The sequence below is a fragment of the Pseudomonas sichuanensis genome, assembly GCF_024749065.1.
Taxonomy (GTDB): Bacteria; Pseudomonadota; Gammaproteobacteria; order Pseudomonadales; family Pseudomonadaceae; genus Aquipseudomonas; species Aquipseudomonas sichuanensis.
Window position 1 is genome coordinate 568,636 of record NZ_CP087185.1, and the last position, 23,326, is coordinate 591,961.

Annotated in this window: 17 protein-coding genes; 16 read left to right on the top strand and 1 reads right to left on the bottom strand. The window is 65.4% G+C overall.

Annotation, left to right across the window (positions count from 1 at the left end; all coding sequences use genetic code 11):
- Positions 1–127: 127 nt before the first annotated feature.
- On the top strand, positions 128–1,567 hold the full coding sequence (locus LOY51_RS02705) for a catalase (RefSeq protein WP_125857233.1): 1,440 nt from the start codon (positions 128–130) through the stop codon (positions 1,565–1,567).
- 163 nt (positions 1,568–1,730) lie between these two features.
- The gene (gene bfr / locus LOY51_RS02710) at positions 1,731–2,195 is read left to right on the top strand and encodes a bacterioferritin (RefSeq protein ID WP_110996353.1); all 465 of its coding nucleotides are present in this window, start codon (positions 1,731–1,733) and stop codon (positions 2,193–2,195) included.
- A gap of 65 nt (positions 2,196–2,260) precedes the next feature.
- Here the strand turns inward: bfr and uvrA are convergent, their stop codons facing one another.
- Complete coding sequence (uvrA, locus tag LOY51_RS02715) at positions 2,261–5,095, bottom strand: excinuclease ABC subunit UvrA (RefSeq protein ID WP_178125880.1); 2,835 nt, start codon at positions 5,093–5,095, stop codon at positions 2,261–2,263.
- A gap of 129 nt (positions 5,096–5,224) precedes the next feature.
- Between uvrA and LOY51_RS02720 the strand changes: the two genes are divergently transcribed.
- From LOY51_RS02720 to LOY51_RS02785, 14 genes are all read left to right on the top strand, one after another.
- Positions 5,225–6,619 carry an MFS transporter gene (locus tag LOY51_RS02720; RefSeq protein ID WP_125462386.1) on the top strand — a complete coding sequence of 465 codons (1,395 nt, stop codon included), beginning with the start codon at positions 5,225–5,227 and terminating at the stop codon, positions 6,617–6,619.
- Positions 6,620–6,628: 9 nt separating this feature from the next.
- Positions 6,629–7,177: a single-stranded DNA-binding protein gene (locus LOY51_RS02725; protein ID WP_110996355.1), complete on the top strand. Its 549-nt coding sequence runs from the start codon at positions 6,629–6,631 to the stop codon at positions 7,175–7,177.
- Between the two features lie 196 nt (positions 7,178–7,373).
- Entirely contained in the window at positions 7,374–9,707 is a 2,334-nt protein-coding gene (locus LOY51_RS02730; protein WP_258644206.1) for a hypothetical protein, read from the top strand.
- Entirely contained in the window at positions 9,704–10,906 is a 1,203-nt protein-coding gene (locus LOY51_RS02735) for a PcfJ domain-containing protein (RefSeq protein ID WP_258644207.1), read from the top strand. Before LOY51_RS02730 ends, LOY51_RS02735 begins: the two co-directional genes overlap by 4 nt.
- Before the next feature lie 10 nt (positions 10,907–10,916).
- Positions 10,917–11,573 carry a DUF1266 domain-containing protein gene (locus LOY51_RS02740; RefSeq protein WP_125857236.1) on the top strand — a complete coding sequence of 219 codons (657 nt, stop codon included), beginning with the start codon at positions 10,917–10,919 and terminating at the stop codon, positions 11,571–11,573.
- Between the two features lie 443 nt (positions 11,574–12,016).
- Positions 12,017–13,573 (top strand): type VI secretion system protein TssA, encoded by a 1,557-nt coding sequence (gene tssA / locus LOY51_RS02745; protein ID WP_258644219.1) that lies wholly within the window; start codon positions 12,017–12,019, stop codon positions 13,571–13,573.
- A gap of 33 nt (positions 13,574–13,606) precedes the next feature.
- Positions 13,607–14,107, top strand: coding sequence for a type VI secretion system contractile sheath small subunit (gene tssB, locus LOY51_RS02750; protein ID WP_110996291.1), 501 nt, complete (start codon positions 13,607–13,609; stop codon positions 14,105–14,107).
- A 28-nt stretch (positions 14,108–14,135) separates the two neighbouring features.
- Positions 14,136–15,608 carry a type VI secretion system contractile sheath large subunit gene (gene tssC, locus LOY51_RS02755; RefSeq protein WP_110996292.1) on the top strand — a complete coding sequence of 491 codons (1,473 nt, stop codon included), beginning with the start codon at positions 14,136–14,138 and terminating at the stop codon, positions 15,606–15,608.
- A gap of 6 nt (positions 15,609–15,614) precedes the next feature.
- A complete protein-coding gene (tssE, locus tag LOY51_RS02760) occupies positions 15,615–16,037 on the top strand; it encodes a type VI secretion system baseplate subunit TssE (RefSeq protein WP_125462391.1) in 423 nt (140 codons plus the stop codon).
- Between the two features lie 133 nt (positions 16,038–16,170).
- Positions 16,171–17,958, top strand: a complete 1,788-nt coding sequence (tssF, locus tag LOY51_RS02765) for a type VI secretion system baseplate subunit TssF (RefSeq protein ID WP_110996294.1) — start codon at positions 16,171–16,173, stop codon at positions 17,956–17,958.
- On the top strand, positions 17,922–18,929 hold the full coding sequence (gene tssG, locus LOY51_RS02770) for a type VI secretion system baseplate subunit TssG (RefSeq protein WP_125462392.1): 1,008 nt from the start codon (positions 17,922–17,924) through the stop codon (positions 18,927–18,929). The genes tssF and tssG overlap by 37 nt, the downstream gene beginning before the upstream one ends.
- A 12-nt stretch (positions 18,930–18,941) precedes the next feature.
- Complete coding sequence (gene tssH / locus LOY51_RS02775; protein WP_508134340.1) at positions 18,942–21,560, top strand: type VI secretion system ATPase TssH; 2,619 nt, start codon at positions 18,942–18,944, stop codon at positions 21,558–21,560.
- A 10-nt stretch (positions 21,561–21,570) separates the two neighbouring features.
- The gene (locus tag LOY51_RS02780) at positions 21,571–23,091 is read left to right on the top strand and encodes a sigma 54-interacting transcriptional regulator (protein WP_258644229.1); all 1,521 of its coding nucleotides are present in this window, start codon (positions 21,571–21,573) and stop codon (positions 23,089–23,091) included.
- Positions 23,092–23,174: 83 nt separating this feature from the next.
- Complete coding sequence (locus LOY51_RS02785) at positions 23,175–23,315, top strand: type VI secretion protein (RefSeq protein ID WP_125462395.1); 141 nt, start codon at positions 23,175–23,177, stop codon at positions 23,313–23,315.
- The last annotated feature ends 11 nt before the right edge of the window (positions 23,316–23,326 follow it).

Here is a 23,326-nt window from a genome sequence, read left to right on the forward strand (position 1 = left end):
TTGTTGCCTGATGAATTGTCATTTTCTATTGATGCAAGTCAGGCAATGAATTTGTTCGTGTCACACCGCTCGTCAATACTCTCTCCAAGCCGATTAGCCGGCCGTTCAAGACCGATAAGGAGAGCCCATGAGCAAGATTCTCACCACCGCCAGCGGTGCACCTGTAGCCGATAACCAGAATTCCCGTTCCGCCGGCCCGCGCGGCCCGCTGTTGCTCGACGATTTCCACCTGCTCGAGAAGCTCGCTCACTTCAACCGCGAGAACATTCCTGAGCGCCGGGTACATGCCAAAGGCTCGGGCGCCTACGGTACTTTCACCGTTACCCGCGACATCACCGGCTACACCAGCGCCAAGCTGTTCAGCGCCGTCGGCAAGCAGACCGAAACCTTCTTGCGGTTCTCCACCGTGGGTGGCGAGCGCGGATCTGCTGATACCGAGCGCGACCCGCGTGGCTTTGCGGTCAAGTTCTACACCGAGGAAGGCAACTGGGACATTGTCGGCAACAACACGCCGGTCTTCTTCATTCGTGACCCGCTGAAATTCCCGGATTTCATTCACACCCAGAAGCGCCACCCGCAGAGCAACCTGAAGAACGCCCAGATGATGTGGGACTTCTGGTCGCATTCGCCGGAGGCGCTGCATCAGGTCACCATCCTGTTCTCCGATCGCGGCATCCCGGACGGCTACCGCCACATGCACGGTTTCGGCAGCCATACCTACAGCCTGATCAACGACAAGGGTGAGCGCACTTGGGTCAAGTGGCACTACAAGACGCAACAGGGCATCAAGAACCTGGCCCCTGCCGAAGCCGCGCGCCTGGCCGGCAGCGACCCTGATTACGCCCAGCGCGACCTGTTCGAGGCCATCGAACGTGGCGATTACCCGCGCTGGACCGTGTGCATCCAGGTGATGAGCGAAGCCGAGGCTGCATGCCGTCAGGAGAACCCGTTCGACGTAACCAAGACCTGGTCGCAAAAGGACTATCCGCTGATCGAGGTCGGCGTGCTGGAGCTCAACCGCAACCCGCTCAACTACTTCGCCGAAGTCGAGCAGGCCACGTTCGGCCCGAGCAACATGGTCCCGGGCGTGGGGCTGTCGCCAGACCGTATGCTGCAAGGGCGCGTATTCGCCTACGCCGACGCCCACCGCTACCGCGTGGGTACCAATCACCAGCATCTGCCGGTGAACGCGCCGCGCAGTCCCGTGCACAGTTACCAGCGCGATGGCGCCATGGCCAGCGGCAGCTACGGCAGCGCGCCGAACTACGAACCGAACAGCTTCAGCGATGCACCCAAGCAGTCGCCGCGTCATGCCGAGCCGTCGTTGGCCCTCAATGGTGCGGCTGATCGCTACGATCACCGTGAGGACAACGACTACTACAGCCATGCCGGCGCACTGTTCCGCCTGATGAGCAACGAACAGCGAGCACTGCTGATCAACAACATCGCCGGTACCATGGCCAATGTCAGCGAGGACGTCATCCAGCGCCAACTGCAGCACTTCTACAAGGCCGATCCGGCCTATGCGCAAGGCATTGCCAAAGCCCTGGGCATAACCCTTGCCTAAGTCGAAGTGATAAAAAGAACCGCCCTCATTTGGGCGGTTTTTCAATGAAAATCACTACGGTTTAGCCGATTATTTGCCGTTAATTGCGCATTTTCCCGTGACCACGCGCAAAAGCTGGTTCAAACTATGAGCTGTCGAAGTATTCACAGGGAGAAGCAGGGCGATGCAAGGTCACCCGGACGTAATCAACTACCTCGTCATGTTGCTGAAGGGCGAACTGGCAGCACGCGATCAATACTTCATCCATTCGCGGATGTATGAAGATTGGGGCCTGGGCAAGCTCTTCGAGCGCATCAACCACGAGATGGAAGAAGAGACGCAGCACGCCGATGCGCTGATGCGCCGTATCCTCATGCTCGAAGGCACCCCGGACATGCGCGCTGACGATCTGGAAGTGGGCAAGACCGTGCCCGAGATGATCGCTGCCGACCTCAAGCTCGAGTACAAAGTCCGCGCCGCGCTGTGCAAGGGCATCGAGCTGTGCGAGCTGCACAAAGACTACATCAGCCGCGACATCCTGCGCGCGCAGTTGGCAGATACCGAAGAAGATCACACCTACTGGCTAGAGAAGCAGCAGGGCCTGATCAAGGCTATCGGCCTGGAAAACTACCTGCAGTCGCAGATGTAAGTTATCCACAGCTGCAAAAAAGCCCCTGTCACTCACATGGCAGGGGCTTTTTCATGGGCGCGAGATCAGGCTCGATCTCGCTCCAGCAGTGGTTTCAGATAGTGCCCGGTATAGGACTGCTGCTTCTCGGCCAGCTCTTCGGGCGTACCGACGGCAATGATCTGCCCGCCCTTGGAGCCACCCTCCGGCCCCAGGTCCACCAACCAGTCCGCCGTCTTGATCACATCCAGGTTGTGCTCGATGACCACCACGGTGTTGCCGTGGTCGCGCAGACGATGCAGCACGTCCAGCAGTTGCTGGATATCGGCGAAGTGCAAGCCTGTGGTCGGCTCGTCGAGGATGTACAGGGTCTTGCCGGTATCGCGCTTGGACAGCTCGCGCGACAGCTTGACCCGCTGCGCCTCGCCGCCCGACAGCGTGGTGGCTGACTGCCCCAGCTTGATGTAGGAAAGCCCCACGTCCATCAGCGTCTGCAGCTTGCGCGCCAGTGCTGGCACCGCGTCGAAGAACCCACGGGCATCCTCGATGGTCATTTCCAGCACCTCGTGGATGTTCTTGCCCTTGTACTTGATCTCCAGGGTTTCGCGGTTATAGCGCTTGCTCTTGCACACATCGCACGGCACGTAGATGTCCGGCAGGAAGTGCATTTCCACCTTGATCAGGCCGTCGCCCTGGCACGCCTCGCAGCGCCCGCCCTTGACGTTGAACGAGAAGCGCCCCGGGCCATAGCCACGGGAGCGCGCCTCCGGCACACCGGCGAACAGCTCACGGATCGGTGTGAAGATGCCGGTATAGGTCGCCGGGTTTGAACGCGGCGTGCGACCGATCGGGCTCTGGTCGATATCGACCACCTTGTCCAGGTGTTGCAGGCCATCGATGCTGCTGTGCGGCGCCGGCTCCAGGGTGCTGGCACCGTTGAGCGCGGTGGCCGCCAGGGGGAACAGGGTGTTGTTGATCAGCGTCGATTTACCCGAGCCGGACACACCGGTCACGCAGGTCAAAAGGCCAATCGGCAGTTCCAGGTCGACGTTCTGCAGGTTGTTGCCGCGCGCGCCCTTGAGCTTGAGCGACAGCTTCTTGTTGCGCGGGGTGCGCTTGGCCGGCACGACGATCTTCTTGCGCCCGGACAGGTACTTGCCGGTCAGCGAATCGGGGTGCGCCATCACCTCGTCCGGTGTGCCTTCGGCGACGATCTGCCCGCCATGCACGCCGGCCCCAGGGCCGATATCCACCACGTAGTCGGCCAGGCGGATGGCATCCTCGTCGTGCTCCACCACGATCACCGTGTTGCCCAGGTCGCGCAGGTGGTTGAGGGTGGCCAGCAGGCGGTCGTTGTCCCGTTGATGAAGGCCGATGGACGGTTCATCGAGGATGTACATGACGCCCACCAGGCCGGCGCCGATCTGGCTGGCCAGGCGGATCCGCTGGGCCTCGCCGCCGGACAGGGTGTCGGCGCTGCGGTCGAGGGTCAGGTAGTCGAGGCCGACGTTGACCAGGAACTGCAGGCGCTCGCAGATCTCCTTGAGGATCTTCGCCGCGATCTCGCCACGGCGGCCGGTCAGGGTCAGGTCGCTGAAGTAGTTGCTGGCTTCACCGATCGGCAGGTTGGTCACCGCCGGCAGGGTCTTCTCGCCCACCCACACATGCCGCGCCTCACGGCGCAGGCGGGTGCCGCGGCAGTCGGGGCAGGGCTGGGTGCCAAGGAACTTGGCCAGCTCTTCGCGCACGGTGGCCGACTCGGTCTCGCGGTAGCGGCGCTCGAGGTTGGGCACGATGCCTTCGAACGGGTGCGAGCGCTTGACGATATCGCCCCGGTCGTTGAGGTACTTGAAGTCGACGCTTTGCTTGCCGCTGCCGTGCAGGATGACCTTCTGGTCCTCGGCCGAAAGCTCGCCGAACGGCTGCTCAAGGCTGAAGCCATAGTGCGCCGCCAGCGAACCGAGCATCTGGAAGTAGTAGACGTTACGCCGGTCCCAGCCGCGTATCGCCCCCTCGGCCAGGGTCAGCTCGCTGTTGACCAGGCGCTTGGTATCGAAGAACTGCTTCACCCCCAGGCCATCGCAGGTCGGGCAGGCGCCGGCCGGGTTGTTGAAGGAGAACAGCTTCGGTTCCAGCTCGCTGATCGCATGGCCGCAGATCGGGCAGGCGAAGCGCGCGGAGAAGATCGTCTCTTCGCCGTCCTCGTCATCCATCGGCGCTACCAGGGCGATGCCGTCCGCCAGCTTTAGCGCGGTCTCGAACGACTCGGCCAGGCGCTGTTGCAGGTCGGCACGCACCTTGAAGCGGTCTACCACCACATCGATGCTGTGCTTCTTCTGCTTGTCCAGCTTGGGCAGTTCGTCCAGCTCGTAGAGCTTGCCGTTGACCCGCGCACGCACGAAGCCCTGGGCGCGCAATTCGTCGAACACCGCCAGGTGCTCACCCTTGCGCTCGCGGACCACCGGTGCCAGCAGCATCAGCTTGCTGCCTTCGGGGTTTTCCAGCACCAGGTCGACCATCTGGCTGATCGTTTGCGCTTCCAGCGGGATGTCGTGGTCCGGGCAGCGCGGCGTGCCCACCCGCGCATAGAGCAGGCGCAGGTAGTCGTAGATCTCGGTGATGGTGCCCACGGTGGAGCGCGGGTTGTGCGAGGTGGACTTCTGCTCGATGGAAATCGCCGGCGACAGGCCTTCGATGGTGTCGACGTCGGGCTTTTCCATCATCGACAGGAACTGCCGGGCGTAGGCCGACAGCGATTCCACATAGCGGCGCTGGCCCTCGGCATACAGCGTGTCGAACGCCAGCGACGACTTGCCGGAGCCGGACAGGCCGGTGATCACGATCAGCTTGTCCCGCGGTAGCGTGAGGTCGATGTTCTTCAGGTTGTGGGTACGTGCCCCACGAATCAGGATCTTGTCCACTGCGGCCTCGCTCGGCGGGCATAAACAAAGGAGTATACGGCGCGCTGCCAGTACGCGGCAAAGCGTCGCGCAGATGCCGCCAAGCCGTCGGACTGATAGAATCGCCGCCGGTTCACACGAGGTTAATCCATGCACGACACCCACAACGAGCGCATGAGTGGCAGCGAAACCCGCGCCGCTAGCGGCCTGGCCCTGGTCTTTGCCTTTCGTATGCTGGGCATGTTCATGGTATTGCCGGTGCTGGCCACCTACGGCATGGACCTGGCCGGTGCCACGCCTGCGCTGATCGGCCTGGCCATCGGCGCCTATGGCCTGACCCAGGCCGTGCTGCAGATTCCGTTCGGCATGATCTCCGACCGCATCGGCCGCCGCCCGGTGATCTACCTGGGCTTGGTGATCTTCGCCCTCGGCAGCGTGCTGGCGGCCCAGGCCGACTCGATCTGGGGCGTGATCGCCGGGCGCATCCTGCAAGGTGCCGGGGCCATTTCCGCAGCCGTCATGGCGCTGCTGTCCGACCTCACCCGTGAGCAACACCGCACCAAGGCCATGGCCATGATCGGCATGAGCATCGGCCTGTCGTTTGCCGTTGCCATGGTCGTCGGGCCGCTGCTGACTCGCGCCTTCGGCTTGTCAGGATTGTTCCTCGCCACTGCAGGACTTGCCCTGGTCGGTATCGCCCTGATCGCCTTCGTCGTGCCCAACACCCACAAGACCCTGCAGCACCGCGAGTCCGGCGTGGCCCGTCAGGCCCTGGGCCCGACCCTGCGCCATCCGGACCTTCTGCGCCTGGACGTGGGCATTTTCGTCCTGCACGCCATCCTCATGGCCAGCTTCGTCGCGCTGCCGCTGGCCTTCGTCGAACGCGGCGGGCTGCCGAAGGAAGAACACTGGTGGGTGTACCTGACCGCGCTGCTGGTTTCATTTTTTGCAATGATCCCCTTCATCATCTACGGCGAGAAGAAGCGCAAGATGAAACGCGTGCTGCTTGGCGCGGTCAGTGTATTGTTGCTGGTGGAGCTGTTCTTCTGGCAGTGGGCTGACAACTTGCGCGGACTGGTGATCGGCACCGTGGTATTCTTTACCGCCTTCAACCTGTTGGAGGCATCCTTGCCTTCGCTGGTCAGCAAGGTGTCGCCCGCCGGTGGCAAAGGGACTGCAATGGGTGTGTACTCCACCAGTCAGTTCCTGGGTGCCGCGCTGGGAGGAATCATCGGTGGCTGGTTGTTCCAGCACGGTGGCCTGAGCATGGTGTTTCTCGGTTGCGCGGGGCTGTGTGCCCTGTGGCTGGTCACTGCGTTGCGCATGAACGAGCCGCCTTACGTGACCAGCCTGCGCATGCCGCTGACGCCAGAGGCAGTCCGGGAAGCCGGGCTTACCGAGCGCCTGATGGCCGTGCCGGGTGTGACCGACGCCGTGGTGGTGGCAGAAGAAGCCGCCATCTATATCAAACTGGATACGAAAATTTTGGACCGTGCGACCCTCGAGCGTCTGGTGAACCCAGCCTCTTCGGCGTGCGAAGCCTAGGAGAACGTTATGGCCCGTGGGGTTAACAAAGTCATTCTGGTCGGTACCTGCGGTCAGGATCCCGAAGTCCGCTACCTGCCCAACGGTAACGCCGTGACCAACCTGAGCCTGGCCACCAGCGAGCAGTGGACCGACAAGCAGTCCGGCCAGAAGGTCGAGCGCACCGAGTGGCACCGCGTTTCGCTGTTCGGCAAGGTTGCCGAAATCGCCGGCGAGTACCTGCGCAAAGGTTCGCAGGTGTACATCGAAGGCAAGCTGCAAACCCGCGAGTGGGAAAAAGACGGCATCAAGCGCTACACCACCGAGATCATTGTCGACATCAACGGCACCATGCAGTTGCTTGGCGGCCGTCCGCAGAACCAGCAGGGTGGCGGCGACCAGTACAACCAGGGTGGTGGCAACAACTACAACCAGGGTGGCGGCCAGCAGCAGTACAACCAGGCCCCGCGTCAGCAAGCCCAGCGTCCTCAGCAGGCGCCACAGCGCCCAGCGCCGCAGCAGCCGGCTCCGCAGCCAGCCGCCGACTTCGACAGCTTCGACGACGATATTCCGTTCTGATCGCAAGCGCTCGGCGTTACGCCAACTCGAAAAACCCAGGGCCTGTGCCCTGGGTTTTTTTATGGCCCCTCGCGCAGTAACGCAATCACCGACTGATGGCATATTGGCGCCAGGAATCTTGGCTTTGTCTGGCGCAACTGGTAGCGTGCGCGCCACGACGCACAGGGTGTGCGCAGGTCATCACAGGGAGCAGCACATGACAGTCGCCAATACCGTCATTACCGGCATTGAACTCGAGCAATTGCTGGACCGCCTCGACGGCGTCCTCCAGGACCATGGCGCTGCCGCGCTGCTGGAGCAACTGCAGGCCGAGCCGCTGCAAGCCGACTCGATCGGCTCGATCGAGCGCCTGCATGTGCTGTGGGTCAACGCCGGTGACCTCCACGCCGCCACCCGCGTGCTCGAGCATGACGGCCAACGCCTGCTTGAACACTGCGACCCCGCCGCCCGCGCCGAACTGAGCATGTGCCTGCTGCTCAAGCGCCTGCGCCTGGCCAATTACTGCGACGACGAAGCGCTGCTGGAGCAACTGCTCGACCAAGCCCAGGCCATGGCCCAGGTCGCGCCGGACTATGACGTCGAGCACTACCGCCGCGCGCGTATCTTCGAGCAGCTCGAGCAGCGTTGCCTGGCGCTGGCGCTCAAGGCCATCGATGCCCGCCACGCCCTGACCCTGCTCAACCCCGGGCGTGCCAGCCTGCGCGCCTGGGATCAGGCCGACCGCGCCTGCCGCCGCGCCTGGGCGCTGCACAACCACCAGCAGCAGGCCGAAGCCCACGAGGTCGCCCTCGAAGCTGTGGCCGCGTTGCGCCAGGCCGGCCCGGACCAGGACATCGACCAGGGCGACTGGACCTGGCTGGGCAATAGCCTGATCGAGCTGATCCCGTTGCGCCTGGCCATGTTCGAGCAACCGGTGATGGCGCTGATCGCCGACCTGCCGCTGGCCCAGCGCCGCGAGTGGGAAGTGCGCCTGGCGCGCCTCGCCGCCCGGGCCATGCATGCCCAGGGCGACCTGCCGGGCGCCTTGCGCATCCTGCCGGCCGCGGCCATTGCCCTGGACTGCGAAGGCGACAACAGCTTCATCGCCTATGAGCTGCCTTGGCTGGTCGAGGCAGGCGAAATCGAACGGGCAGGGCGCCGAGCCTTCCACGAGATCTACGACCTGCGCGCAACCGCCGGGCCGGTCTCGGCACAGGTGGTGGTCGAGCGCCTGCTCGCCCAGGACCCGAGCGTCTGGTGGCCACTGTGCGTCATGCGCGCCTGTGACAGTGAAGAGGTGCTGGAGCACTTCCTGGCGTGCCTGCCGGCCCTCGACGAGTCGCCAGCGGGGAAGGGCGCGCTGCTCGAAGCGCTGTACGACGATGGCGAACAGCCCGAACGGCTCGCGCGTCTGTATGCCCTGGCCCTGGCCGAGGCCCAGCGCATCGCCCCGCGCCACCCCTGGATCCTGCGCTTGCAGGCCGTGCGCGACCGGCAGGCCGGGCGCATCGACGCCGTCACCGAGCTGGCCCTGCTGCAGGAAGCCTTCGCCAGCGGCCAGTTGGATGATCACCGCAGCAGCTATGCCCTGATGTACGCCACGGCCAGTGCGCAGGGCCTGCTCGCTGCCTTGCACCTGCCACCATTCACCCTGGCCAGTGGCTACGACTACTACAACCACGGCTGCAAGCTGTCGGGGCTGGTCGAGCACTTCATCGAAACCCTCACGCCCGAGCAGCAGGCGCAAGCCTGGCACTTGAGCGAGATGGCCCAGCGCGAAAGCTACGAGCGCGGCCAGGCATGCCTGGAGCGCTACTTCGCCAGCGGCCAGGGGCATCGCGGCGACGGTTGCGCGCACCTGTACTCGATGCTGTGCAACAACCTGGCGATCAACTACCGCTACCTCAAGGGCCAGGAGCGCATCGCGGCGTCCATCGAACTGCACCAGCGCGGCATCGACGCCAGCCCCTTCGCCGAGCACTACCACGGCCTGCTCAACGCCCAGCTCGCCCTCGACGACCACGCGGCGGTGTGCCAGGCGGCGGAAGCCCTGTGGCACTTCGTCCTGGCCCATGGCTACGGCCGTCACGACCCGGATGGCTACATCGGCAAGGTCGCCAGGGCGCTGTATTTCCTCGACCGTGACCACGAGATCACGATCTGGCTGCAACGCCTGCTCGACTGGCAGGCCGAGCAGGAAATCACCGATCAGCAAGTGGACTACGACGGCCTGCGCTGCCGGATGAAGGTAGCCCTGCACCTGGCCCCCACCCAGCCGGACGCCGCGCTGGCGCTGTGGCAGCGCTTTGAAGCGATCATCGTTGGCCACAACGACACGCTGCTGACCTGGGATGCCGGTGACCTGTTCAAGAACCTCGGTCGCAAGGATGAAGCCATCGCTCGCTACACCGCGGCACTGGCCCTGTGTGCCGGCAGCGAGGCGCCCCACGACGTGGCCAACGCCGCCACCCTGCGCCAGGTCATCGACGAGATGCAGCAGGAGCCGGTGCAGGCGCCTGCGGCCAAGCGCTGGTGGCAAGTGTGGAAATGATCGCCACCCCGCGCGCCGGCGCCTATGCGCCGCGCAACCTGCTCAACGCCGAAGCGCTCAAGCGCCGCCTTGAGCAACGCAGCCAGGCCAGGGGCGACGAAGCGCCGGTGCGTAGCTGGCTGCTCAACCATTTCTACCGCCAGCTGGTCGGCAACTTCGAGCCGGTGCACAGGGTGCACAGCCTCGAGCAGGCCGCGACCTTGCTGCAAGGCCAGGCCGTGCCAGCCTGGGTCGGCCGCCACCTGGAACAGGCGGCCAAGGCGGATGGCGCCGTGACGCTCGCCTGGCTCGACCCGGAGCACCCCGCGGTGCTGGAGCAGGAAGCGATGCTGGTGGAGTTCCTCGCTGCGCGCAAAGGCACGGCGCTGGACGGCAAGCTCGAACGCATCAACTGCCCGCAGGCCCTGGCGCTGTGGCACCAGGAACACGCCCGCATGGCCGCGCGCCAGGCCCAGGGATGGCGCCAGAGCCGGCCCGAGGCAGTGCGCCAGGTAGTGGAATGCGCCGAGCACGCGCTGGTCGAGCTGCTGCCGGACGGCCCGCACCTGCGTGAAGAAATGGCCTTCGAAAGCTACGTGATGCGCCACTGCCTCGGCCAGTTCGCCGACCGTCGCGCCCTGCACGGTGGCTACGGCGAAAGCTACGCCGAGGCCGTGGAGGCCGGGCGCATGCGCATCTTCAGCCTGCGCGATGGCCAGGGCCAGCCGCACATCACCATCAGCCTGCTGGTCATGGCCGACGGCAGCCTGCGCCTCGACCAGCTCAAGGGTAAACAGAACCGCCCGCCGGTCGCCCGCTACCTGGACGACGTACTCAGGTGCCTGAACGCCCTGGGCACCGACCGGCAAACGCCGGCGGATTGCCTGGCCATCGGTGTGGTGCGCTGTGACGCGGGCTGGTGCCGGCTGGAGGCGGTGACCGACCCCGCTACCCAGGCGCGGCTGATCGCCCAGCACCCGCAGTTGTTCGACCGTTTTGCCGCGCCGTCGGCGCTGGTGGAATGGCTGGTGGCGGCGCGTCAGCCCGAACAGTTGCGGGCGACGCCACCGCGTACCGCCACGTTGCGCTACGCCTTGCGCCACCTGCTTGGCCAGCCCGTACACGACGGCCCGGTCTACGCCACTGAAGCCGTGACCTGGCCCGGCATGACCGCGGCCATGGCCGCTGGCATCGCCGATTGGCTATCCACCCAACGCTGAGGCTATTGCGATGTTGATCTTCCTGGGCATGCTGGTCGCCACCTGGCTCCTTGCACGCTGGCTGCGCCCGCGCGCGCCGGATTTCGAGCTGTACAGCCCCCGCAGGCACCTTGCGCTGGCGCTGGCGAGCCCCATGGCGGAGGCCATGCAGGTGGACGGTTTCTACAACAAGCACTGCACGAACTTCACGCAAAGTGCCCAGGACTTCCTGCGCATCCCCTTGCTGCACATCGTTGGTCTGCAAGGCAGCGCCAGCGACGAAGAGATCCAGCGCTACTTCGCCACCGACTTCGAGCGCCAGTGGTTCCGCCTTGACCTGCTCAACTTGCAACCAACCGACGACCCGCGTGCCGCGCTGGCCTTCGCCTGCCTGCGCTGCGCCTTTCTCGTGCGCTGCGCCCTGTTGCTGGGTTGGCTGGCGCCCGACATTGGCTGGCGCGTGCTGTTGCTCAACGCCCAGCGCGCCCAGGACTGTTTCGATGGCTGGGCGGATTTCGGCGCGGCCTATCTTGCCGGTCGTCGGCAATGGGTCGGGGCCTTTCGCGCCGATTCGTTGGGTCTTTTTGACGAACAGCGGCTTCAGGCATTGCTGGCGCCCGAGGGGCGTTGGGCCGAGCTGCCGTGGCGCGAAGTGCCTGCATTGAGTCCAGAACTTCAGCCGGCATGAGCGCATGTTCTTGTTGCAAGATGCTGCGGGGCTCGATGTAGGAATGCCCTGAAATTTGATTCAAGTAATTGTGTTTCGAGCGCATCACTGATTACTGTTGCGGCCCTTCAATGAAGTCTGGTGTTGGCGCTAACATGTGTTGTTGCTTATGTGTGTGAAATTTAAGTTAAAACAACGGAATATTGTTTCAAGCATTAACCTGACAACTTTCCCAGGTGGGTCAGGGTATATATGAGTGCCATCAGGGAAACCCCTAGAAGCCCGCTGCTCCTGTGTTTGCTATCCATTTGAGTGATTGCAAAGCGCTATTGATAGCATTAGGCTATTTGACCGTTTGATCGACTGCCCACCGGATTGTGGGCTGAATCAATAGAACTTCCAGATCGGCAAATCCTGAACGTCAGTTCCAGGGTCGATGGCGAGGTTCTAACTGTGAGAAAAGGATGTCCTACTCTTCGAAGCTGGCCGCGCGCTATCTTGAACTTGGCAAAAACGCTGTCTCCCCCGGGTCTTTCGGCGGTGAAGACGTGCGTTTTTCCACCGAGTTCGAAGCCCTCGAAAGCGAGCTGACCCGCGCCCAGTCGATCCACGCCAGCGGCCAGGTGGACTGGCTGAAAATCCTCGAGAACAGCGAAGCGCTATTGCGCGACCAGTCCAAGGATCTGCGCGTGGCCTCGTGGTTCACCTGGGCCCTGTTCCAGCGTGAATCCTACGCCGGCCTGCTGGCCGGCATCAGCGTGCTGCGCGAGCTGTGCGAGCAGCATTGGGACGACGTCCACCCCGCCAAACCCCGTACCCGTTCCGCCGCCATCAGCTGGTTGGTGCCGCGCCTTGAACAGGCGCTGGGTGCCGACATCGCCATCAAGGAGCAGTTGCCGCTGTTCCAGCAGATGGTCGAGCAGCTAAGCGGCCTGGAGGCGGCGCTGTCCGCCCGGCTGGGCGACGACGCGCCCCTGCTGCTGCCGATCTGCCGCGCACTCAAGGGCCAGGTCCAGCGCTCCGCCGACAACGAACCACAACCCGGCGCAGTCGGCGCCATCGTCGCCCAGGTCAAGCAGGCCGCCACCCAGCTGTTCACCCCCGGCGAGCCGGTGGAGAACGAAAAGGACGCCAACAAGGCCCTGCGCGCCCAGCAAGAGCAGGGCCGGCAGCTGTGCGTATGGTGGCAGCGGCAGAAAGCCACCGACCTGCGCGCCCTGCGCCTGAACCGCACGCTGCTGTGGTTGCCCATCGAAGCGATGCCCGAGCGCAACGCCGAGAACGTCACCGCCCTGCGCGGCCTGCCCGCCGACAAACTCAAGAGCTACAAGGACCGCTTCGAGCAGGGCAACTATGCCGACCTGCTGGTGGAGCTGGAAAACAGCGTGGCCAAGGCACCGTTCTGGTTCGACGGCCAGCGCCTGGTGTGGGAGTGCTGCCAGGCCCTGAACGTCGAAGCCGGCATGCGCGAAGTGGAGATGAACTTCGCCTCGCTGTTGCAACGCCTGCCCAGCGTCATCGAGCTCAAGTTCCACGACGGCACCCCGTTCGCCGACCCCGAGACCCGCGCCTGGGTCGCCGCCCAGGTCACCCCCCACCTGCAAACCGCCGTGGCCCAGCCAGTGGCCGAGCCCGGCGTGCGCCAGGCTCCCTGGGATGAGGCCCTGGAGGCGAGCCTGCCGATCCTGCGCAAGGACGGCCTCAAGAGCGCGGTGCAGCACCTCAAGCAGCAGATGCAGGGCGCCCACGGCGGGCGCGAGCGCTTTTTCTGGCAACTGAGCCAGGCGCGCCTCTGCTACACGGCCAAGAAATACGAACTGGCCAAGACCCAACTGGAAGCCCTCGACGAGCAACTGCGCCAATCCGGCCTGGATGCCTGGGAGCCAGACCTGTCGTTGCAGGTATTGCACCTGTTGCACACCTGCTGCGAGCTGCTGCCGCAGAACCATGTGGTGCGCGAACGCAAGGACGAGATCTACCGCAGGCTGTGCCACCTCGATCTCGAAGTCGTACTCGAATAGGCCCAAGGGCCATAACCCTCAAGGAGAAAACCAATGGCCAAAGAAGGCTCGGTAGCCCCCAAGGAACGCATCAACGTTACCTTCAAACCCGCCACCGGCGGAGCTCAGGAAGAGATCGAACTGCCATTGAAGCTGCTGGCGATCGGTGACTACACCCTGCGTGCCGACGATCGCAAGATCGAAGACCGCAAGCCGATCAGCATCGACAAGATGAACTTCGACGAAGTGCTGGCCAAGCAGGAACTGAGCATGACCCTGGCCGTGCCGAACCGCCTGCAGGAAGGCGCCGAAGGCGACGAGCTGGCGGTGAGCCTGCGCGTCAACACCATGAAGGACTTCAACCCGGCCAGCCTGGTCGAGCAAGTCCCTGAGCTGAAGAAGCTGATGGAGCTGCGCGAAGCCCTGGTTGCCCTGAAAGGCCCGCTGGGCAACGCCCCGGCCTTCCGCAAGGCCATCGAAGGTGTGCTGGCCGACAACGAGTCCCGCGAGCGCGTGCTCGGCGAGCTGGGCCTGAACGCTCAGCCGGACGCCTGATCCCCCTAGTCAAGGAAGCCTAATTGCCATGAGCACCGCAGCAGAGCAACAGAGCGCCGAGAACAGCGAATTCAGCATTCTCGACAGCATCATCGCCGAAACCCGCCTGACCCCGGATGACGAAGCCTACGACATCGCCAAGCGCGGCGTGTCGGCCTTCATCGAAGAACTGCTCAAGCCGCAGAATGACGGCGAGCCGGTCAAGAAAGCGCTGGTCGACCGCATGATCGCCGAGATCGATGCCAAACTCAGCCGCCAGATGGACGAGATCCTCCACCACCCGGACTTCCAGTCCATGGAGTCCGCCTGGCGCGGCCTGCAGTTGCTGGTCGACCGCACCAACTTCCGCGAAAACATCAAGATCGAGATCCTCAACGTCTCCAAGCAGGACCTGCTGGACGACTTCGAAGACTCGCCGGAAGTCATGCAGGCTGGCCTGTACAAGCACATCTACACCGCTGAATACGGCCAGTTCGGTGGCCAGCCGGTCGGCGCGGTCATCGCCAACTACTTCATGTCGCCGAGCTCGCCAGACGTCAAGCTGATGCAGTACGTCTCCAGCGTCGCCTGCATGTCCCACGCGCCATTCATCGCCGCGGCCGGCCCGAAATTCTTCGGCCTCGAAAGCTTCACCGGCCTGCCCGACCTGAAGGACCTGAAGGATCACTTCGAAGGCCCGCAGTTCACCAAGTGGCAGAGCTTCCGCGAGTCCGAGGACGCGCGCTACATCGGCCTGACCGTGCCGCGTTTCCTGCTGCGCAACCCGTACGACCCGGAAGAGAACCCGGTCAAGTCGTTCGTCTACAAGGAAACCGTGGCCAACAGCCACGAGCACTACCTGTGGGGCAACACCGCCTACGCCTTCGGCACCAAACTGACCGACAGCTTCGCCAAGTTCCGCTGGTGCCCGAACATCATCGGCCCGCAGAGCGGTGGCGCGGTGGAAGACCTGCCGCTGCACCACTTCGAGAGCATGGGCGAGATCGAGACCAAGATCCCGACCGAAGTGCTGGTGTCCGACCGTCGCGAGTACGAGCTGGCCGAAGAGGGCTTCATCGCCCTGACCATGCGCAAGGGCAGCGACAACGCGGCGTTCTTCTCGGCCAACTCGGCGCAGAAACCGAAGTTCTTCGGCATCAGCGCCGAAGGCAAGACTGCCGAGCTGAACTACAAGCTGGGCACCCAGCTGCCGTACATGATGATCGTCAACCGCCTGGCCCACTACATCAAGGTCCTGCAGCGCGAGCAGCTGGGCTCCTGGAAGGAACGCACCGACCTGGAGCTGGAACTGAACAAGTGGATCCGCCAGTACGTGGCCGACCAGGAGAACCCGAGCGCCGAAGTGCGTGGCCGTCGTCCGCTGCGCGCCGCCCAGGTGATCGTCAGCGACGTGGAAGGTGAGCCGGGCTGGTACCGCGTCAGCCTGAACGTGCGTCCGCACTTCAAGTACATGGGCGCCGACTTCACCCTGTCGCTGGTCGGCAAGCTGGACAAGGAGTAAGCGACGATGGGCAATGGTTACGGAAGCCTGTTCGAGCGCCTGAGCGGCGAAGCCGACCAGCGCGCCAACTGGCGGCGTGAAGACGCCGCCATGGCTTCCGTGGCCGCTCATCTGGCGAAGATGCTCAGCACCCGGGCCGGCAGCGTGCAGACGCTCGCCGACTACGGGCTGCCCGACCTCAACGACATGCGCCTGAGCCTGCACGACGCGCTCAGCCAGGCACGCCGGGCCATCGAGTACTTCATCGAAGCCTACGAACCGCGCATGTCCGATGTCCGGGTGGTGTCCCGCCCGCGTGATCACGATCAGCTCAAGCTGGCTTTCAGCATCGAAGGCCAGCTTGAGGTGGACGGAATCAAGCGCCAGGTCAGTTTTGCCGCGCGCCTGGATGGCAGCGGGCAAGTCAGAGTCAGTCAAGGAGACGAGTGATGTTGCGCCTCCCATAGCCTGAGTTTTCCCCCAACCCTTGCGCGGCAAACGGTCGGCCCAGTGGCCCGGCCCCGCGCATGCGCAGTACCGGCCACTGGCGGTACCCGAGAGCTGAATTCAGGCGGAACGACGGATGTCCTTCAATTACTACTACCAAAGCGAGCTGACGGCACTGCGCCAGCTGGGTCGGCGTTTTGCCGAACGCAGCCCGGCGCTGGCGCCGTACCTCGGCCAGGCCGGGCGCGACCCGGACGTCGAGCGCCTGCTTGAAGGTTTTGCCTTCCTCACCGGCCGCCTGCGGCAGAAGCTCGACGACGAACTGCCCGAGCTGACCCACTCGCTGATGCACCTGCTGTGGCCGAACTACATGCGCCCGCTGCCGGCCTTCAGCATCCTGCAGTTCGACCCTCTGCGCCAGGCCGGCCCGGCGCTGCGGGTCGAGCGTGACACCCCGGTGGAAGGCCGGCCGATCGAGGGCGTCAGCTGCCGCTTTCGCACCTGCTACCCCACCGAAGTTTTGCCCCTGCGCCTGAGCGCGCTGAACTACTCGCTCAATGGCCAGGGCGCGCTGCTCAGTCTGCGCCTGGACATGAACTGCGACGGCAACCTGGGCGACGTCAAGCTCAGCAAGCTGCGCCTGCACCTGGCCGGCGAGCGCTACATCAGCCAGATGCTCTACCTGAGCCTGCTGCGCGGCCTGGCGGGCATCGAGCTGATGCCGCTGGACAGCCACGGCAAACCGATGGTCAACGCCAAGGGCGAGCCGCTGCTGCTGCGTGCACCGGCGGCCAAGGTGCATCCGGTGGGCTTCGCCGAGGAAGAGGCGCTGATTCCCTACCCGCTGAACACCTTCCGCGGCTACCGCTTCCTGCAGGAGTACTTCGCCTTCCAGGACAAGTTCCTGTTCGTCGACGTGACCGGCCTGGACGTGCTGCAGAGCCTGCCCGAGGAAACCCTCAAGCAGGTGCATGGCATCGAGCTGCGCTTCGACATCCGCCAGGGCGAGGCCCAGCGCCTGCGCCCGACCCTGGACAACGTCAAGCTGTACTGCACGCCGATCGCCAACCTGTTCAAGCACGACGCCCTGCCTATCCGCCTGGATGGCAAGCAGGACGAATACCTGCTGCTGCCGGCCGAGCTCGACCCCGAGCACTGCGGGGTGTTCTCGGTCGACGGCGTGACCGGCTGGAGCCCCGGCGGCCTCGGCTACCAGAGCTACGTACCCTTCGAATCGTTCGAGCACGACGCCAGCTTCGACGTGCCGGAGAACCGCTCGCACTACAGCATCCGCCAGCGCTCCTCGCTGCTGCATGACGGCCTCGACACCTACTTGAGCTTCGGCGTACACCAGGCCGAATCCCACGAGACGCTGTCGATCGAGCTCACCTGCACCAACCAGAACCTGCCGCGTCGCCTGAAGCTCGGCGACATCTGCATGCTCAGCGAAGAGACCCCCGAGTTCCTCACCTTCCGCAACATCACCCCGGTCACCGCCAGCTACGCGCCGCCGCTGAACCGCGACTTCCTGTGGAAGCTGATCAGCAACATGTCGCTGAACTACCTGTCGCTGGCCGACGTTGATGCACTCAAGGTGATCCTCGAAACCTACGACCTGCCGCGTTACTACGACCAGCACGCGGAAAAGGTCAGCCGCCGCCTGCTTGGCGGGCTCAAGGCGATCCGCCACCAGCACGTCGACCGCCTGCACCGTGGCCTGCCGCTGCGCGGCCTGCGCACGGAACTGACAATCGACCCGGAGGGCTACATCGGCGAGGGCGACCTGTTCGTCTTCGCCTCGGTGCTCAATGAATTCTTCGCACTCTACGCCAGCCTCAACTCGTACCACGAGCTGCGGGTGAAAAGCACACAGGGGGAGGTGTACCAATGGACACCACGCATGGGCCTGCAACCGCTGCTGTAAGCCGGCTCAGCCGGAGCATCCGCGAGTACTCGCTGTTCCAGGCCGTGCTGCTGGTGATGGAACAGCTGCGCGAGGCGTACCCGTACCTGGAAGACGAAGAGCTTTACGACCTGGTCGAGTTCCAGGCCAACCCCAGCCTCGGTTTCCCCGGCAGCGACGTCGACCGCATCGAGTTCTTCCGCGAGCACGGCCAGCTGCGCGCGCGCATGCGCTTCAACCTGATCGGCCTGGTCGGCTCCAGCTCGCCGCTGCCGGCGTTCTACGGCGAACAGGCGCTGGGCGACAACGAGGACGGCAACCCCACGCGGATGTTCCTCGACCTGTTCCACCACCGCCTGCAACGCCTGATGCTGCCGATCTGGCGCAAGTACCGCTACCGAGCCAGCTTCGAGAGCGGCGCGCTGGATGGCTTCTCGTCGCACCTGTTCGCCCTGATCGGCCTGGGCGGCGACCAGATCCGCCAGGCCAAGGAACTGAACTGGAAACGCCTGCTGCCGTACCTCGGCGTACTCAGCCTGCGCGCCCACTCGGCGGCGCTGATCGAGGCCGTGCTGCGTTACTACTTCAAGCACGCCGACCTGGTGATCGAGCAATGCCTGGAACGGCGCGTCGACATCCTCGAAGAGCAGTGCAACCGCCTGGGGCTGGCCAACAGCCTGCTGGGCGAGGACGCCGTGCTGGGCGAGCGCGTGCGCGACCGCAGCGGCAAGTTCCGCATCCACATCACCCAGCTGGACTGGCAGCGCTTTCACGAATTCCTGCCGATCGGTTTCGGCTACCAGCCGCTGTGCGCGCTGACCCGCTTCACCCTGCGCGACCCGCTGGACTACGACATCCGCCTGGAGTTGCGCCGTGAAGAGATCCGCGAGCTGCGCATCGGCGAACAGAACGTCTGCCACCTGGGCTGGACCAGCTGGCTGGGTCGCGAGCGCGCCGATGGCGTGGTGACCCTGGGAAGCAAAATTCATTAAGGACCAATGGCCATGATCAACGTAGACCTGCAACAACTCGTCCAGGCCCTGGACGCCGACAGCCGCCGCGACCTGGAGCGCTCCGCCGAGCGCTGCGTCGCCCGCGGCGGCAGCAAGATCCTCATCGAGGACCTGCTGCTGGGCCTGCTCGAGCGCCCCGACAGCCTGTTGCAGCGTGCGCTGCAGGACGCCGCGATCGATACCGGCGCGTTCAGCGCCGCGCTGCAACCCAATGTCGAGCACAGCGCCACCCGTAACCCGGTGTTTGCCCCGGAGCTGGTGCAGTGGCTGCAGGACGCGTTGCTGGTCTCCAACCTCGAGCTGGGCCAGAGCCAGGTCGACCAGGCCGCGCTGATCCTCGGCCTGCTGCGCAACCCGCTGCGCTATGCCGGCAGCCGCTATCACAAGCTGCTCGGCGGCCTGGATATCGAACGCCTCAAGGGCTACGCCCTGGCCCAGCAACCGGCCGCCGCCAAGGCCCCCGGCGCGCCCCAGGGCGAATCGATGTTGCAGCGCTTCACCCACAACCTCACCCAGCAGGCCCGTGACGGCAAGCTCGACCCGGTACTGTGCCGCGACGCGTCGATCCGCCAGATGATCGATATCCTCGCTCGCCGGCGCAAGAACAACCCGATCGTGGTCGGCGAAGCCGGCGTGGGCAAGACCGCCGTGGTCGAAGGCCTGGCCGCGCGCATCGTCGCTGGCGAAGTGCCGCCGGCACTGCAAGGGGTCGACCTGCTGGCGCTGGACATGGGCCTGTTGCAGGCTGGCGCCAGCGTCAAAGGCGAGTTCGAGCGCCGCCTCAAGGGGGTGATCGACGAGGTCAAGGCCGCGCCGCGCCCGGTGATCCTGTTCATCGACGAAGCCCACACGCTGATCGGTGCCGGCGGTAACGCCGGTGGCTCCGACGCCGCCAACCTGCTCAAGCCAGCCCTGGCCCGTGGCGAGCTGCGCACCATCGCCGCCACCACCTGGGCCGAGTACAAGAAGTACTTCGAGAAAGACCCGGCCCTGGCCCGTCGCTTCCAGCCGGTGCAGCTGCTCGAGCCCACCGTGGGCGAGGCGGTGACCATCCTGCGTGGCCTGGCCCAGCTGTACGAGAAGAGCCACGGCATCTACCTGCGCGACGACGCCGTGGTCGCTGCCGCCGAACTGTCGGCGCGCTACCTGACCGGCCGGCAGCTGCCCGACAAGGCCGTCGACGTGCTCGACACCGCCTGCGCCCGGGTGCGCATCAGCCTGGCTGCCGCCCCCGACAGCCTCGAGCGCCTGCGTGCCGAACTGGCCGAGGGCGAACGCCAGCGCAACGCCCTGCGCCGTGACGCCGAGGCGGGCCTGGCCATCGATCACGAGGCCTTCGCCGCCCTCGAGCAGCGCCTGGCCGAAGCCCACGGGCAAGAGATCGAACTGGCCGCCCGCTGGGCCCGTCAGCGTGAGCTGGCCGAGCAGGTACTGGAGCTGCGCCAGCAGGTTGCCAACGCCGCCGTCGCACCGGCCGCGCAAGCCGAAGGCGAGGAGGGCGAGGCCGTCGTCGAAGGCGAAAGCCGCGAACAGCTGCAACAACGCCTGGCCGAGACCCATCAGGCCCTGCTCGACGCCCAGGCCGAAGAACGCCTGGTCAGCGCCGAAGTGTGCCCACGCCTGGTGGCCGAGGTGATCAGCGCCTGGACCGGCGTGCCGCTGAGCCAACTGGCCCGCGAGCACAACGCCAAGGTGATCACCTTCGCCGACGACCTGCGCGCCCGCATCCGTGGCCAGGAGCAGGCCGTGCATGCGCTCAACCGCTCCATGCGTGCCACCGCCGCCGGCCTGAACAAGCCCGACGCACCGGTGGGCGTGTTCCTGCTGGTCGGCCCCAGCGGCGTCGGCAAGACCGAAACCGCGCTGGCGCTGGCCGACCTGCTGTACGGCGGCGACCGCTTCATCACCACCATCAACATGTCCGAGTTCCAGGAGAAGCACACCGTCTCGCGCCTCATCGGCGCGCCGCCCGGCTACGTCGGTTACGGCGAAGGCGGCATGCTCACCGAGGCGGTGCGCCAGAAGCCGTATTCGGTGGTGCTGCTGGACGAGGTGGAGAAGGCCGACCCGGACGTGCTCAACCTGTTCTATCAGATCTTCGACAAGGGCGTGGCCAACGACGGCGAAGGCCGCCAGATCGACTTCCGCAACACGCTGATCCTGATGACCTCCAACCTGGCCAGCGACCAGATCAGCGCCCTGTGCGAAAACGGCGAGCGCCCTGACGCCGAGCTGCTCGAACAGCACATCCGCCCGGCGCTCAGCCGCCACTTCAAGCCGGCGCTGCTGGCGCGCATGCGCGTGGTGCCGTACTACCCGGTGGGCGGCCCGGTGCTGCGCGAGCTGATCGAAATCAAGCTGGGCCGCCTGGGCGAGCGTTTGCAGCGTCGGCAACTGGCGTTCAGCCACTGCCAGGCCCTGGTCGACCACCTGGCCGAGCGCTGCAGCCAGAGCGAAGCCGGCGCGCGCCTGATCGACCACCTGATCGACACCCACGTGCTGCCCAAGGTCGCCGACCGCCTGCTCGACGCCATGGCCAGCGGCGAGGCGATCAGCCGCGTACACGCCACCCTCGACGGGGATGCCGGCGTGACCTGCGAGTTCGCCTGAGGTGGGGGTGATGTTCACGCACGTGCCCCAACCGCTGGCCTACGCCGAAGCGCTGCTGGGCACCTTCACCGAGCTGGCGCGGGCAACTGACGAGCAAGGCCTGCTGCAGGCACTGGTGCCGGCCGTGGCCGAGCTCAGCGGCTGCCCGCTGGTGCAGGTCTACCTGCTCGACCCGACCCACACCCGGCTCGGGCTCGAAGCCGCCTGGCTCGACGGGCGGCTGCTGGCGCGTGACTGCTCCAGCCTGCCGGCCGACTACAACGGCGAGCAGCTGTTGCAGTTCGCCCTGTGCCAGAACCGCGTGGTGAACATCAGCGACCTTTCCGCCAGCCTGTTCGACACCAGCTTCCTGCCCAGCCAGGCCACGCCCTGGCAAGCACTGCTGGCGGTGCCCCTGCTGACCGCGCAACAGCGGGTGGCCGGGGTGCTGTTGTGCGTGAACCGCGTGCGCGGCGGGCTTGAAGCCTTCGCCGACTCCCTCGGCCAGCTCGGCAGCTTCACCATGGGCCAACTGCAACTGCTGCGCCGCCTGCACCAGCCCGGGCCACAGCCCCAGGCGAGCGGCCGCGCCCCGGTGGCCGCCAGCAGCTACGGCCTGATCGGGCAGAGCCCGGCCATGCGCCAGACCTGCCAGATGATCAGCAAGGTCCTGCACAGCCCCTACACCGTGCTGCTGCGCGGCGAGACCGGCACCGGCAAGGAACTGGTGGCCCGCGCCATCCACGACTACGGCCCGCGCCGCTCCGGCGCGCTGGTGGTACAGAACTGCGCAGCCTTCCCCGAGAGCCTGCTGGAGAGCGAACTGTTCGGCTACCGCAAAGGCGCCTTCACCGGTGCCGACCGCGACCGCCCGGGGCTGTTCGATGCCGCCGACGGCGGCACCCTGCTGCTCGACGAGATCGGTGACATGCCCCTGGCCCTGCAGGCCAAGCTGCTGCGCGTGCTGCAAGAGGGCGAGATCCGCCCGCTGGGCGCCAACGTCACCCACAAGATCGACGTGCGCATCATCGCCGCCACCCACCGCGACCTGGCGCAGATGGTCGCCGACGGCCTGTTCCGCGAAGACCTCTACTACCGCCTGGCGCAGTTCCCCATCGAGCTGCCGCCGCTGCGCCAGCGCGTCGGCGATGTCATCACCCTGGCCCGGCACTTCTGCGACAAGGCCTGCACTTTCCTGCAGCGCAGCCCGGTGGGCTGGACCCAGGCCGCCCTCGATCATCTCGAAAGCTACGCCTTCCCCGGCAACGTGCGCGAGCTCAAGGGCCTGGTGGAGCGCGCGGTGCTGCTGTGCGAAGGCGATGCGCTGGAGGTCGGCCACTTCTCGTTGAACCTGGCCGAACCGCCGCCCGAAGACAACGAGCTGAACCTGCGCGAGCGCCTCGAGAAGGTCGAGCGCAGCCTGCTGCTCGACTGCCTGCGCAAGCACGACGGCAACCAGACCCTGGCCGCCCGCGAACTCGGGCTGCCGCGGCGCACCCTGCTGTACCGGCTGGGTCGCCTGAACATCCAGATCGGCGATTGCGAGGGCTGACCGGCATGACCCCGACACTTACTCCCTTTACCCCAGGCGCACCTGTAACGGTGCCTGCCTCATCCGCACATGGAGCCGCCCCCATGCTTCACCGTTACTGCCGGGCCAGCTTGCTGGCCCTGCTCACCGCGTTCGCCCTGGCCGGTTGCACAGGCAACTACAAGTTCGACGACGACAGCTACCGCCCCCTGGGAGATCCCCAGGCCCTCAACCGTGACAACTGAGCGCAAGGAGC

Bases quoted from the DNA above. Each gene is read 5' to 3' on its own strand.
- LOY51_RS02705 (WP_125857233.1), top strand. From the start codon at position 128: ATGAGCAAGATTCTCACCACCGCCAGCGGTGCACCTGTAGCCGATAAC.
- bfr (WP_110996353.1), top strand. From the start codon at position 1,731: ATGCAAGGTCACCCGGACGTAATCAACTACCTCGTCATGTTGCTGAAG.
- LOY51_RS02720 (WP_125462386.1), top strand. From the start codon at position 5,225: ATGCACGACACCCACAACGAGCGCATGAGTGGCAGCGAAACCCGCGCC.
- LOY51_RS02725 (WP_110996355.1), top strand. From the start codon at position 6,629: ATGGCCCGTGGGGTTAACAAAGTCATTCTGGTCGGTACCTGCGGTCAG.
- LOY51_RS02730 (WP_258644206.1), top strand. From the start codon at position 7,374: ATGACAGTCGCCAATACCGTCATTACCGGCATTGAACTCGAGCAATTG.
- LOY51_RS02735 (WP_258644207.1), top strand. From the start codon at position 9,704: ATGATCGCCACCCCGCGCGCCGGCGCCTATGCGCCGCGCAACCTGCTC.
- LOY51_RS02740 (WP_125857236.1), top strand. From the start codon at position 10,917: ATGTTGATCTTCCTGGGCATGCTGGTCGCCACCTGGCTCCTTGCACGC.
- tssA (WP_258644219.1), top strand. From the start codon at position 12,017: ATGTCCTACTCTTCGAAGCTGGCCGCGCGCTATCTTGAACTTGGCAAA.
- tssB (WP_110996291.1), top strand. From the start codon at position 13,607: ATGGCCAAAGAAGGCTCGGTAGCCCCCAAGGAACGCATCAACGTTACC.
- tssC (WP_110996292.1), top strand. From the start codon at position 14,136: ATGAGCACCGCAGCAGAGCAACAGAGCGCCGAGAACAGCGAATTCAGC.
- tssE (WP_125462391.1), top strand. From the start codon at position 15,615: ATGGGCAATGGTTACGGAAGCCTGTTCGAGCGCCTGAGCGGCGAAGCC.
- tssF (WP_110996294.1), top strand. From the start codon at position 16,171: ATGTCCTTCAATTACTACTACCAAAGCGAGCTGACGGCACTGCGCCAG.
- tssG (WP_125462392.1), top strand. From the start codon at position 17,922: ATGGACACCACGCATGGGCCTGCAACCGCTGCTGTAAGCCGGCTCAGC.
- tssH (WP_508134340.1), top strand. From the start codon at position 18,942: ATGATCAACGTAGACCTGCAACAACTCGTCCAGGCCCTGGACGCCGAC.
- LOY51_RS02780 (WP_258644229.1), top strand. From the start codon at position 21,571: ATGTTCACGCACGTGCCCCAACCGCTGGCCTACGCCGAAGCGCTGCTG.
- LOY51_RS02785 (WP_125462395.1), top strand. From the start codon at position 23,175: ATGCTTCACCGTTACTGCCGGGCCAGCTTGCTGGCCCTGCTCACCGCG.